This is a genomic window from uncultured Bacteroides sp., from assembly GCF_905207245.1.
Lineage (GTDB): Bacteria > Bacteroidota > Bacteroidia > Bacteroidales > Bacteroidaceae > Bacteroides.
The window spans coordinates 1-11,522 of record NZ_CAJLKP010000057.1; the positions used below are offsets into that span (position 1 = coordinate 1).

At 49.8% G+C, this 11,522-nt stretch carries 15 protein-coding genes and 1 pseudogene; 2 read left to right on the forward strand and 14 right to left on the reverse strand.

The features are described 5' to 3' along the window. A pseudogene (locus QZ135_RS16400) lies at window positions 1-212 on the forward strand (hypothetical protein); the annotation flags it as partial. Here the strand turns inward: QZ135_RS16400 and QZ135_RS16405 are convergent. The 8 genes from QZ135_RS16405 to QZ135_RS16440 form a co-directional block, all read right to left on the reverse strand. Further along, entirely contained in the window at window positions 199-435 is a 237-nt protein-coding gene (locus QZ135_RS16405) for a hypothetical protein (RefSeq protein WP_118421837.1), read from the reverse strand. The pseudogene QZ135_RS16400 and the gene QZ135_RS16405 overlap by 14 nt on opposite strands. 142 nt (window positions 436-577) lie before the next feature. Continuing rightward, on the reverse strand, window positions 578-874 hold the full coding sequence (locus QZ135_RS16410) for a hypothetical protein (protein ID WP_294611609.1): 297 nt from the start codon (window positions 872-874) through the stop codon (window positions 578-580). Window positions 875-897: 23 nt separating this feature from the next. Continuing rightward, window positions 898-1,557, reverse strand: coding sequence for a hypothetical protein (locus QZ135_RS16415; protein WP_294611611.1), 660 nt, complete (start codon window positions 1,555-1,557; stop codon window positions 898-900). Next, a complete protein-coding gene (locus tag QZ135_RS16420) occupies window positions 1,554-2,447 on the reverse strand; it encodes an AAA family ATPase (protein WP_294611613.1) in 894 nt (297 codons plus the stop codon). Before QZ135_RS16420 ends, QZ135_RS16415 begins: the two co-directional genes overlap by 4 nt. A gap of 36 nt (window positions 2,448-2,483) precedes the next feature. Beyond that, window positions 2,484-4,334: a hypothetical protein gene (locus QZ135_RS16425; RefSeq protein ID WP_294611615.1), complete on the reverse strand. Its 1,851-nt coding sequence runs from the start codon at window positions 4,332-4,334 to the stop codon at window positions 2,484-2,486. Beyond that, window positions 4,271-4,591, reverse strand: a complete 321-nt coding sequence (locus QZ135_RS16430; protein WP_294611617.1) for a hypothetical protein — start codon at window positions 4,589-4,591, stop codon at window positions 4,271-4,273. Before QZ135_RS16430 ends, QZ135_RS16425 begins: the two co-directional genes overlap by 64 nt. 18 nt (window positions 4,592-4,609) lie before the next feature. Further along, window positions 4,610-4,816: a hypothetical protein gene (locus tag QZ135_RS16435; protein ID WP_294611619.1), complete on the reverse strand. Its 207-nt coding sequence runs from the start codon at window positions 4,814-4,816 to the stop codon at window positions 4,610-4,612. A gap of 1 nt (window position 4,817) precedes the next feature. After that, the gene (locus tag QZ135_RS16440; RefSeq protein ID WP_294611621.1) at window positions 4,818-5,081 is read right to left on the reverse strand and encodes a hypothetical protein; all 264 of its coding nucleotides are present in this window, start codon (window positions 5,079-5,081) and stop codon (window positions 4,818-4,820) included. 254 nt (window positions 5,082-5,335) lie between these two features. On the opposite strand from QZ135_RS16440, the gene QZ135_RS16445 reads away from it, so the two are divergent. Next, a complete protein-coding gene (locus QZ135_RS16445) occupies window positions 5,336-5,830 on the forward strand; it encodes a hypothetical protein (protein WP_294611623.1) in 495 nt (164 codons plus the stop codon). Window positions 5,831-6,462: 632 nt separating this feature from the next. Here the strand turns inward: QZ135_RS16445 and QZ135_RS16450 are convergent. The 6 genes from QZ135_RS16450 to QZ135_RS16475 form a co-directional block, all read right to left on the reverse strand. Beyond that, on the reverse strand, window positions 6,463-6,906 hold the full coding sequence (locus QZ135_RS16450; protein WP_294611625.1) for an N-acetylmuramoyl-L-alanine amidase: 444 nt from the start codon (window positions 6,904-6,906) through the stop codon (window positions 6,463-6,465). Window positions 6,907-6,912: 6 nt separating this feature from the next. After that, a complete protein-coding gene (locus QZ135_RS16455; protein ID WP_021966955.1) occupies window positions 6,913-7,008 on the reverse strand; it encodes a smalltalk protein in 96 nt (31 codons plus the stop codon). 103 nt (window positions 7,009-7,111) lie between these two features. After that, window positions 7,112-7,618 (reverse strand): DNA-binding protein, encoded by a 507-nt coding sequence (locus tag QZ135_RS16460; protein WP_294611633.1) that lies wholly within the window; start codon window positions 7,616-7,618, stop codon window positions 7,112-7,114. A gap of 196 nt (window positions 7,619-7,814) precedes the next feature. After that, complete coding sequence (locus QZ135_RS16465) at window positions 7,815-8,060, reverse strand: DUF4248 domain-containing protein (protein ID WP_294611635.1); 246 nt, start codon at window positions 8,058-8,060, stop codon at window positions 7,815-7,817. Window positions 8,061-8,114: 54 nt separating this feature from the next. Next, window positions 8,115-9,929: a bifunctional DNA primase/helicase gene (locus QZ135_RS16470; RefSeq protein WP_294611638.1), complete on the reverse strand. Its 1,815-nt coding sequence runs from the start codon at window positions 9,927-9,929 to the stop codon at window positions 8,115-8,117. A gap of 174 nt (window positions 9,930-10,103) precedes the next feature. Beyond that, window positions 10,104-11,153 carry a hypothetical protein gene (locus QZ135_RS16475; protein ID WP_294611641.1) on the reverse strand — a complete coding sequence of 350 codons (1,050 nt, stop codon included), beginning with the start codon at window positions 11,151-11,153 and terminating at the stop codon, window positions 10,104-10,106. Between the last annotated feature and the right edge of the window lie 369 nt (window positions 11,154-11,522).

The window sequence follows — 11,522 nt, forward strand, 5'->3', positions numbered from 1 at the left end:
CTGCCGACGGAAGCACGGCTGTGGAGCGTGCGACGCAGCGTTATCAGTTGGTGAAGCGCCTGAACGATGCGGTACAAGGATGGGGCTTTGAAGGTTGCCGGTCGGCGGCGGTGCGTACCAAGAGTGTGCAGACGGTGGAACCGGGTAATGTCAAAGTGTACGAACAGCAATATGCTGTCATGGTCATCGAGAGAGAAGTCAGAACAGCGTGAGTTGAGCGTCCAGTTCGTTTTGCCGGGCTTTGATGCGCGGGTCGGCACTGGCATTGATGATGTTGTAGAATGTCTTTTCACAGATAGGATACACAGGCCAGATGTAGCGGCGCAGGATTTCGCGGTTCGACAATCCGCTACGTGCGTGTTCTTCGTATATACGCAGCACTTCCGTCACTCTATGCGCATAGCTCATTCCGATGATGTTACGTCTCTTTTTCATAATCTGAAAGTTGATGTTATTTTTATTAGTTAGCTCTCTATTGCAAAAATACCGGAAATGATGTACGCCTGCAAGAGGAAGGCACAAGAATTTACCCGGTAGTAGTGAATTCACTACTACCGGGTAAATTCTTGCAGGGCGATTAATATCTGATTTTGTTCCTGCAATCCCAGTTCAACCCTTGCCATCGTTCCGGATTATCCCGCCAGGCTTGGGCGGGGTTGTCATAGTGTTCCAGCTCGTCGGAGAAGATGTCGTGACGGCGGAGTTCCGAATTATACTCGGCATATCGCCGTTCGTACTCTGTGCTTTCAATATCCGACGTGTGCACATACAGCCACTCGGCCAACTCTTCGATGTGCTCGGTGCTCTTTTGCAACTTCACCTCCAGCCGGCGGCGATAATCGGCATCATTGCCGTAACGTTTCACAAATTCCATGATAAACCTCCTTTTTTATATTGTTAATCGTTCAAGTCTTCTCCATAATACTTAGCCGCTTCTTTGGGCCAGATGTCAAAGTACCCCTTCGGACCGATGAAACGCCCCTTGGAGTGTGCACGGTATCCCTCCACATAAATCTTCAGCGAGGCATCGAATGCCACCTTTCTGGCACTGCGCCCGTCCGGATTCCGGCCGCTGGCGTGGCTGATGAAAATGAGCAGTTTGTTGCGGTGCTGCTCGCGGAACCTAATGTACTGGGCATACGTCATCTGCGTATATTGAAAGCTGTCTATCACTACGAAGTCAGGCGCTTTCTGGCGTTTCAGGCGCAGACTGAGTTCATCCAGTGGCTCGGCATCCAGCAGCAGGAAGCGGCGGTTGACGTCCTGCATATTGTAGCGTTTCAGCGTGTTCTGCATCGTCAGGCAGGCGCCTTCCTCCAGACTGTCGTAGGCCACGCGGCCGAAGCGACACAGTTCCTTGCAGAGCTGCATCACGAAGGAAGTCTTCCCGTTTCCGGTATTGCCCCACACGAGCCACACGCCCCGGCGTTCGGGAGTGCCGAAAGCATCGTGCCATGCACCCTCGAAGGCAAGTGTGTTGAACTTCATACTCAACACTTCGCGTACACCTTTGGCGTTGCGTGCAAAGGTCTTGGCGCTGTTCCCTTCTTTGCTCATGCTTGTCCTCCTTCCGTCTGTTTGGCTTCGAGGATGCGCTTGCAGGCATGCACCACACGCTTCACCCGTCGAAGGTCGTACTCGCCTTGTGCCGCTTCACGCTGCACCCGCTTTATCTCCGCCATGTCCGTCAGTCCGTTTGCTCGGCAGATTGCGTAGACGTCTTGTTCGGTGGCTACGTTTATGTCGAAGAACTTGCGGCCGATGCGGCTGTGTATCTCCTTATACCCTTTTTTGTTGTAGCGCAGGCCGTTCTCTATGCGGCGCTTGATGTAGTTGGTGGAGAGGAAGACGATGCCGCTTTTGTTCTCCAGCCGGTTGTAGATGCTGATGAAGTAGCTGAATACGGAGTCGGTCAACTTGTCGCCCTCATCGAAGATGATGAGCGGGTTGTTGAGGAAGGTGATGAGGGAGATGGCATAGTCTAGCGTGTCCCTCAGATTGGTTCCGTCGGTGGGGGCGCCCACCTGGCGGGCTATCTCGCGCACGAAGTCGCTCTTCTTCATGTCCTCGCTGCAAAGGAGGTAGAAGACGTTGCGGTGTGCGCGGCGGTACTCGATGGCGGCGGTGGTCTTGCCGCAACCTGCGTCGCCCACTATCCAGGTGGTGTTTTTGTAGGCCTGCGCGTCGGTCATGGCAAAGGTGATGCGCGAAAAGGTGCTGCTCTCGGTCAGCGTCCAGCGTTCAAGGTTGAGGCCTATCTGTGTGGCTATCCGGCTGAACATGTCGTCGCTGATGTTGGCGTACTTCGAATGGCAGATTTGTGATACCGTGGCGGTACTCACTCCGTTCAGGCTCTCGCCGGCACGATTCTGCGAGGGGTAGTTACTACAATATTCCATCAGGGCGTCGCGGATAGAGTCCTTATCCTGTTTGGTAAGTTCTTTCATGGTTTAAATGATATTTAAATGATTACTGAATGATATCTAATTGTTGAAAAAACTTTGGTAAAAGTCCGCTTCCGTCAGTTGAGACGTTGCTTTGGTGTATTCGCCCACGGAGGCGATTCCTTGAGTCCCTTCTTTCTCACTCTCTTCTTCCTCTCCATACGGCTCTTCCTCTACATACGTTCCGGGTCCCATCCCCTCAGGAAATTCTACCGGCGGGATTAATCTTTCGTCTGCGTACTCTTCGCGATAGTGCTCCATGCCTTTCTGAGAGATGCCTACGGGACGCGGTACTCTCAGCCGGACATAAGCCTCGCTGATGCACTCTTCCAGCATCAGCTCTTCGCAAGCAATGTGGTGTGCGGCGCGGGCGCGTTCGTTTTCGCGTATCTGGGTGAACAGGAGCGTGTTCTCCTCCGGCGTGCGGTCGGCCGTGGCACGGTGGATGACAACTTTCGGCGTGGCGGTGGCAGCATAAACCAGCCCGGAGGGAGTGGACTGCCAAAGCTCGATAATCGTCATATCCTGCGGGTCGTAGCGGTAGTGGAAATTGTTGCCCACGTTTTGAATATGGAAGTTCATGTCCACCAGTCCGTCTTCGGCATACACCATATAGCGGTATTGCCGGCGGTTCTGTTCGAAGATAAACCCTTGCTTGCTGTACTTTACGCTGTTCCGGCTGACGAGCTTGAAGAGTTCCTGCACCTCGTAGGCATCCAACTGTTCGGCATTCGGGCTGTTGAAGGTGGTGTACATCTCCATGCGCGTCATTCCGGTTTCCGAAGTAGGATGCTCCATGTCGTTCCACTCCCGACGGCAACGGATATACTGTTCTTTCATCTCTTCCAGCGTGGGCAGTTGGGCGATGTTAGCCATCACAAGGTCGAGGTTCACGTGGCTGTTTGCCTTCACGGCGGTGATGTTCTGCCCGGTGAAGTTATACAGTTTGTGGAGCACCTGTTGCTGGAAACGCCCGAAGGCGCTTTCTATGCTCTTGGACTGGCCGTTGTGGGGCATGGTCGTCTTGTGCAGATGACATATCTTACTGAAGAAAGCCTGTGCTTCGGGCTTCTTGTGGCCGCCCTGGTTGTCGGTCACTATCTCGTGCGGCTTCACCTTCCAGGTTTCCAGTGCCATGCGGTAGGCGTCATATTGGGTGAGGAAGTTTTCCGCACCGAAAGCGTAGCCCAGAAAGACCTCCGTGCAGGCATCCATCACCTCATACACATCGATGGTGCGCGCCACCATGCGCTTCTGTTTTTTGTCGTACATCTTATAGTAAAGGTTGAGCTTTGTGCCGTCGCCATACCACAGCGTGTTCGGCATTTCCGGCAGCTTGGTGTCGAACTGCGGCATGAACTCATTCTTGAAAGCCACTTCACCATGAACTGCGGCATACCACCACAGTTTGATGCTGGTCTTGTAGAGGTAATTGTTCACCGTCTGCGGAGATTCAATCCGGTTTAGCCCTCTTATTTCCGCCTGTCGGTTGTACTCTTCAAATATCTGCATATCAGTATATACCGGAAACCTGCTGCGCTTCAGCTTCAGTAGCAGGCGCCCTTCGCGTGCGCCGACTTTGCGGGCGGACTGGTTGCCCGAATTGCCATTCACAAGCACCTGATAACCATACCGTTTGTATGCATCGTATTTCTCCAGCAGGCGTGGTGTGCTCCGGGGCAGTGTATGCCCGTATCGCCGTCGCAGATGCTCACAAAGGGCGAGGAGAGTGTTGCGCACCAGCTTCTTATTTCTGAACCCACAAGTGCTGTGCCGAGAGGTCATATCCGCTTCTTTGGCCCTCATGGCGTTCAATACTTTGGCGTTCAGTGTGTATTCCACCTGCCGTTCCAGTGTGATTTTCGGGATGTGCCTTTTGAAGAACTCCACAGCTTCATACGTTCGTTCATAGGCAGTTGTGGTTGTATGAGTTGCTCTTTGGCTCGGGGATTTCTTGCGTCATAAGCAGTGCGGATGGCTTCCGGCAGACTTTCATAGGCAATCTGGGCTTTCCGCCCGTTACCTCCTCTTCTGAGTACGCGGAACTTTCCGTCGCGAACATGTTTTTTGTAATTCGCCTGGCTCATTATTCCGCTCCCTACCAGCTCGTCAAACGTCACACACAGTGTCTTTCCAAACATTTCCATAGTCAGAGATTTTATCTTTCAAGAGTTCTTATTCATGAAATATTCAATATCGAACCAAGCGTACACTCCCGGCAGGTGCATCGCCTTGCGTTCATCGTCCGTCTCGTCTTCCATATCGAGACAGATTTCATTATCCTCTACATGCATCAGGCAGTCATATTGTTGCAACAATGCCGCCATATCCGCGAGAAATGCCCGCTCTTTACCTGTCAGTTTCCTGTTCATATCACATTTCTTCCATTACCACTGTCTTTACTGTTTCTCCCTTCGCATTCAGTATCTTGACTGTCTGCGGACTCTTTTCCTCGTCACTCAGCAACTTCGCTCCAAGCTGCGTCAGTGCCACATGCCTCATGCGTGCCGCCTCCAAACTGTTTCGTTTGAAACTCATCGCCAGACTGACGGTAGGTCTGCTCACTTTGAACACCTTCATAAGGTGAGTATAAGCTTCACCCTTTTTCTTCGGATTTTCCCATTCTATTTTTTTCATACTATAAAATAGTTTAATTGTTCGTTTGTCATTATTCTTTCTTGTCATGGGGTCATTTTCCTATTTTCCCATGGCAAATATCTTCTATCAACCGCCCTTTTCCTCTTCATATTCTGCTCTTTGATTATTGTTTTTATGCGCCTTTTTTCGTTTCTTTGTGCGTTGTAAACGTTTAACCTGATGCAAAGGTATACAGTATTCTGTACCAAACAAAAGGAGATGATATTTATTTTTACAGTAAACTGTATTATTATATGCTAAATGAGCTCTCTGTACGCTTTCTGAAGGTGTTGGAATACCTGATTGATAGAAAATATGTATCTGATAACAAAGACTTTGCGTCTAAAATATCAGTCAGCGCTTCTCTGATTACGGAAATTTCAAAAGGAAGGAGTAATGTTGGATTAACGGCTATCCAAAACACTGTATTAGTCTTTCCTATTGATTCGGATTGGCTTCTTACCGGTCGTGGCTGTATGCTTCGTGGTAGTGAAGAAACAGGAAATGCAGCGGGTTCTTTTCAAGCAGCCTATTTGTCTGCACCTGAAGGTGATTCTTTTTTATATAGGATGTATAAAGAGAAGGACGATGAGAACAAATCCCTTATTGAAGAGCTTGGAGGTTTGAAAGAACGTCTCCGGCATCTTGAATCCGAGCTATCGCAATATGAGTCCCAACCGGAAAAGTATAAGGAGCGGCATCCGGTTTTAACCTCGTCGGAGACTGTGAGACCTGTTACTATAAAGTAATATTTTGCAGCCGACTCCGACTCTGCCGATTTTGTCATTGTCCTTTTAAGCCAATTACGGATTCATGTGATAATTAATCTGTATTTCTTGTATCCCCTGTGAGCTAGTAACTATGCAGCCGCGCGCACATCTTCGTCGCAATAATACCATCTAAAACGGGTATAGTTACTAAAGCTCAACCAATTATATCATTTTGTAGTCCCATTTATTCTCTTGCAGAGCTGTATTATCCCCCTGTGAAAGTCCATTTAAAGCGTTTAAAGATGCCATGTCGAAAGAAATATCACTTCAAGGATGTCTTGTTTTTCAACGATAAAAAGTATCCCCAACCTCAGTCTTGGTAATTGTTCGAGACATCATTGTATTCCCAACCGAGTATCCCCAACAGTATCCTCAACTCCCTATTTAACACTTATGGTATTTCCGCATCCTTATCCTCTTTTTGCTTATTTCTGCATTTCGCAATAATAGTATAGTTCGGTATAACCATTCGATTTCATTTCATTCATAAGAGGTTATTCTACTTAATTCGTTGAATATTAGAGGCTATTCTGCACTTTACTCTCTGTTGGGTTTACATACAGGATGTTTTATTTCTCTTAATAAAGAAGAGGGATAATAAAAAAGAGGGGTTACCACCCCTCTTTCTCTACCTCAAAGCACGGACACTCCTTCGTCCACTCCATCGGTTCCACCTCCCCATTCCTATTCAGGTCCGGACTCAAATCCCGGTGTCCCACAACCCGTGCCTCCGGATAATCCATCTTCAGCGCCCGTACCAATACCTGCAACGAATGTCGTTGCCATTCCGTCCGGGTGTCCTTTGCCAATCCATGGCTGTCCAGTCCACCCTCATAGCAAATACCGATTGAGTGAGCATTGTACCCACGCGCGTGGGCACCGACCCTCTCGACCGCGCGTGTGGACTTGATATCACCGTTACGGCGAACGTAGAAATGATAGCCGATGCCATCAAAACCACGGAGGCGGTGAGCGGTGTCCAAGTCGTGCTCGGTAAAGGGGCGGTCCTCGCGGGTGGCACTACAATGGATGACGATTAAATCGATCTTCCTCATACGTGTTTACAAATTCATCGCATTCGCACTAAAAGCGCCTATTATAGCCGAAGCCACTGCGATAATTACTTTCAAAATCTTGTCCCAAGTCGTTTTTTTCATGTAAATTAGTTATTAGTGATTAATGGTTAGTGATTAATGGGCTGCGCAGCCTTTAATTTTTAATTCTTTAATTTTTAATTTCTAATGCCAGAGGCGTTAGAACCTATCCCAGCGGGTCTTCTTCCAGTCCCCCTTCTCCGCTACCACCGGAAGAAGAACCGCCGCCGGTGGACGAGCTGCCATCTTCCGTCACCAGTTCAAAGACAATATTGTTTGGCATTCCTTTGGTGGTGGCATTGCTGTCATTGGTCAGCCGCAAGGTATTTGCCACTTTGAAGCGGATGTTGACACGTTCAATATTCTTCACCGTACAATCCTTGGCCACTTCGGTGGCGCGGCATTTAAAGGTGGTGTGGAAAATTCCGAAACCGTCCAGACGGACACTGTTGCCGTCGGTCATGGTCTGGCGCATCTGGCGCACGATAGCTTTACCGACATGGATTACGTCCTCAGCCGACATCCCACCCAGAGCTTCAATATCCTGGGCAATGCGCTCAAGGTTAAAGATTTTGGCATCTTTCGACTTGCGTTTCAGGGTGTAGACCATGGGAGATTCTTTGTCACCGATTTTCTTGTGGCGCTTTGTGCGCACTACTAAAGCATTTGACATGTTGAATAATGTTTTAATGGTTAATAATTAATTTCTCAACGTTGATGGCACAAAGATACGGCGTGGGAGCGGGGCGGACGGAAGTTGAAGGAGGTTTGCAGAGGCTATGGAAGAATAGCAGGGAATAGGGGAGAATAACGGAAGATAACAAGGACTTGCCGGGAATCCGGTGACTGTGAATAAAAAAAAGGGAACCCTAAGGTTCCCCAAAAACATTGACGATGAGTTGCACTTGCGCAGGCGTATAATGCCTGCTTGTACGTTTCATGCCCGTGTCCAGCAGGCGTTGCTCCAGTCCGGGGGCTGTGCGTATCCAGTCGTTGAACTGGTTGACCGCAGATTGTTGGCAAACTTCGTGAATGTAGCAAAGTGCCAATTCTCCTTTTCCGTAAGTACGTATCGGGAAGTGGGCGTCGAGGGTGGAATCATCTTCTATTTTCATATGTTAAAGTTTAGGTTGTTTACTGCTCTAAAGCATGTACAAATATACTGATAATTAATCGAATAAACAACTTTGTTTTGAAGTGTTTTTCAACCAATTTTCATTGTCGAATTTTGTATTTACCGGTCCCGGTTTATCTCCGTCCGGACCGTGAACAATGTCTTCCTCGCAAGGCCAGTAGCGGCCGTTCAAGCGATTGTAGACGAACTTGGCATTCGTATTAGCACTGCCCAGGTGCTTGAAACGAACTTTGTCGATGTAGACGGTGACGAGTTGCTTGGCATCGTCGCGGCTCACGCAGAGGCAGTAGTCGGACATATTGCCAAAGTTGGCCGAACCGTTGATGTCGTTCATCTCCACCCGGCGCAGTTCTCCGGTGGCGGTGTTGCGGTTCATCTTGCGCGGGTGCGCCACGAGAATGACCAGGCATTTATGTTGCGCGGCGAAGCGTCCCAGCTTGCCCAGTAGCGAGGTGATGTACATCAGTTCCGTCTGCCCCGGTTCCAATTGCTGGTCCAGGCGGTTCAGCGGGTCGATGACGAGGATGCGCACTCCACGGCGGTATACCAGTTGGCGGGCTTTCTCCAGAATATGGTCGATGGTGCAGGCATCGGTGCCCGGCAAGATGTGCGTCACGTTGGCCGTCAGCCAGTTCACGGCGTGGTTGTACAGCTCTTCCGTCATGCCCGGACCGGGGCCAAATTGCAGTCCGGTCAACTTTTCAATCAGCTTGGCATGATGGTAATTGACCGGCAAGTTTTCGGGGCTGAAGTAGGCTATCTTCCACTCATGGCGCAGGCAGAGACGCAGGACAAGTTCGTCGACGAATTCGGATTTGCCGTGTCCCGCCATTCCCGATATCACAACGTTCCGCCCGGTCTCGAAAGTGCAGTTCGCATCAAAGTTTTCCCAACCCGTATCGGCACCACGGCACAGCCCGTTTTCAAAAAGCGCACGCAGGTCTTCCCGGTAGTCCTCGGCAGTGAATACGCCTTCCAACGGGATTTCTTCGGCTTGCGCCAGAGTGATGAGAAGACTTTGAGCGCCATAAAGAATCAAATGTTCATTGGCGTCCTTGCATCCGGGACCGAAGTGAACCAGGCGGCAACGTTCCGCTCCCAGGCGGCGGACGAGTTCATGGCGCAGCGCTTGTCCGGCTCCGTCCTCGTCGGCAGCGATGTAAATCACTTTCTTGGGTTCGAAGTGCGTCTCCACGAACCTGTCCATCCACGTGAGGTTGCTCTGCGCACCGGCGGGCACGGAGATGACGTCTTTCCGCCCGGCAGTCATGAAGGCGCAGGCATCGAATTCGCCTTCGGTGATGATGCACTCCGGGGTGTCGGCAATGGCGTCGATGTTGTAGGGGATGAGTTCGGCGCCGGTCACCATCCTGAAGTGTTTCAGTGCGCTGCGGTATTTGGTGTTGATGAGTACACCGTTCTCGAAGTAATTGAAGCAGAGGCAATTCTCCGTTTCGTTGCTGCCTGGCAGTTTGATGCATTCTTCGGTGATGCGCAGTTCGGCGAGCAGGCTCTGGGCGAGGCAGCGTTTTTGCGTCCAGTATTTTTCCAGTTTCTCGCTAAGTTTTGCCTTTGCAGGGTCGAAGGTGGGGCGGCGGAAGTGTGAGGGCAGTTGGCTGGCTTTCCGGCGTTGCTCCCGGCGTTGTTGGCGTTGGCGTTCTTCGGCATCGTCGGGCACGTAGAGTTTGTAGCCGCAGTGATGGCAGTAACAAAGTCCTTCGCTCAGGTTGACGGAGAGCGATTTGTCTCCTTTGTGTCCGCGGGTGCCGTTGCACTGGGGGCAGATGGTTTTGATATTGCCGCTGTTGCGGCCTTTGGTGTCTATTCCGTACTGGTGAAAATTTCTCATTGTTCGTTGGGTTGTTTTAAGTTCATTTTTTTAATCGTTTGCTAATGCCACACTTCAACGTCCGCGATGCCACATTTCGCGGGTGCCGATGCCACACTTGGATGACCACGAAGTGTGGCATCGGTCTTGCTGAAGTGTGGCATTGGAGGCGTTCAGGTGTGGAGTTTACCCCGCTCAAGTGTGGCGTTTGGGGGACTTAGGTGTGGAGTTCGGCGAGCTCCACGAGTGCGTTGCTTCGTTCCAGAAAGCAGTCGCGTCCGGTCGGGGCGGGGCGTCGTCGGGGATGGGGCAGCCCAGATAGCTGCGTTTGCCGTTGACGAGCTGTTCGTAGCGGTGAGGGTCGGGTGGGGCGGCGGACTGCTGCTTGGCGTCGAGGGCAAGCAATGCTGCACGCAGGGCTTGCGAGGTTTGTGCAGTCTTTGTGTAGTTGACGAAATAGCGGCGTGCATCGCTCTGCGTCAGCAGGTTGTGCCATTTGTCGTAGATTTCGATATGCTGTTTGAAGCAGCCTACAGCCTCCTTGATGTGGCGCATCAGCAGTGTTCCGTAGTCACTTTGCATGCAGACCGCTTCCAACCAGGGTGTTCTTTCCGCCAGTTCGTCCACCAACTCTTGCCAGGGACGTATGGGTTGCAACGTGGGTTGCGGACGACCGGAACCGTCGCAGACGGTCAGCGAATCGTGGCGGACGATTGGAAAATTAGCATCATCACCAGCAGCAGTTTCTTTTTCTTTTGCTGATGATGTTATTATATCTTTTATATTCTCTTTAAATGAATCAAGTGCCTGTTTTGCAGATTCGTTGTTTTCCAGTGATTTAGCGGCTTTTTCGAGTTGATTTTCTGCATCATTTCCGGACGTTTTTTGCTGTTTTTCGTCATTTTTTGGCTTGGAATCGGTAGATTTTCCGTCATTTTCCGCCGCTTTTTTCTCTCTCTTTTTCACAGGATTCAGTTCTTCGGCGGAGAAATATCCGTTCTCTTCGAGTTTGAAAAGTTGGTATTCCAGAATGATTTTTGTAAGGTAGGCAAAGGATATTTTCTTGCTGCTACAGAAAGGGCGCAAATATTCCAGTTGCGCTCTGGGTTCGGGCAGCAGTGCCAGTTTTTCAATAATAATCCAGTAAGCGCCGAGGCCTTTCAAACCCTCTTCTTCGGTCAGGTTCCGCATTCGGGGATCATTCATGGCCATAAGCGAATGCTGTAGATAAAAGTTTCTTTTCATTTTTACACCTTTGATTAGATTAAATATTATGGAAAAATTCTTGCGTAAAGCGGGGTTGCTTGTGGCGGCGACGGCGTTTTTTCGTAGGGTTTTCCTTTTTTGACGGTGCGAAGATAAGCATTCGATAATCCCCAATATGCCAATTTAGGTACGGTGTTTCTCTGATTTTTGTATTGATACATAGCAAAGTACGTTTTCTGAACAGTCAAAAAACGTACTTCTGCTAAATGATGTTAATGAGAGCTGTTTTTTTTCTTTTTCTTATTTTTCAGAGCTTTTTCTATTCTTTTGATCATATTCTTAATGGGATCTAACTCCTTGAATTCCCGAAAACTGGCGTCATTGTCTCTTTTGTATAAAGTCTTGAGA

Coding starts and splice junctions, on each gene's coding strand:
- QZ135_RS16405 (WP_118421837.1), bottom strand. CDS start 435: ATGAAAAAGAGACGTAACATCATCGGAATGAGCTATGCGCATAGAGTG.
- QZ135_RS16410 (WP_294611609.1), bottom strand. CDS start 874: ATGGAATTTGTGAAACGTTACGGCAATGATGCCGATTATCGCCGCCGG.
- QZ135_RS16415 (WP_294611611.1), bottom strand. CDS start 1,557: ATGAGCAAAGAAGGGAACAGCGCCAAGACCTTTGCACGCAACGCCAAA.
- QZ135_RS16420 (WP_294611613.1), bottom strand. CDS start 2,447: ATGAAAGAACTTACCAAACAGGATAAGGACTCTATCCGCGACGCCCTG.
- QZ135_RS16430 (WP_294611617.1), bottom strand. CDS start 4,591: ATGGAAATGTTTGGAAAGACACTGTGTGTGACGTTTGACGAGCTGGTA.
- QZ135_RS16435 (WP_294611619.1), bottom strand. CDS start 4,816: ATGAACAGGAAACTGACAGGTAAAGAGCGGGCATTTCTCGCGGATATG.
- QZ135_RS16440 (WP_294611621.1), bottom strand. CDS start 5,081: ATGAAAAAAATAGAATGGGAAAATCCGAAGAAAAAGGGTGAAGCTTAT.
- QZ135_RS16445 (WP_294611623.1), top strand. CDS start 5,336: ATGCTAAATGAGCTCTCTGTACGCTTTCTGAAGGTGTTGGAATACCTG.
- QZ135_RS16450 (WP_294611625.1), bottom strand. CDS start 6,906: ATGAGGAAGATCGATTTAATCGTCATCCATTGTAGTGCCACCCGCGAG.
- QZ135_RS16455 (WP_021966955.1), bottom strand. CDS start 7,008: ATGAAAAAAACGACTTGGGACAAGATTTTGAAAGTAATTATCGCAGTG.
- QZ135_RS16460 (WP_294611633.1), bottom strand. CDS start 7,618: ATGTCAAATGCTTTAGTAGTGCGCACAAAGCGCCACAAGAAAATCGGT.
- QZ135_RS16465 (WP_294611635.1), bottom strand. CDS start 8,060: ATGAAAATAGAAGATGATTCCACCCTCGACGCCCACTTCCCGATACGT.
- QZ135_RS16470 (WP_294611638.1), bottom strand. CDS start 9,929: ATGAGAAATTTTCACCAGTACGGAATAGACACCAAAGGCCGCAACAGC.
- QZ135_RS16475 (WP_294611641.1), bottom strand. CDS start 11,153: ATGAAAAGAAACTTTTATCTACAGCATTCGCTTATGGCCATGAATGAT.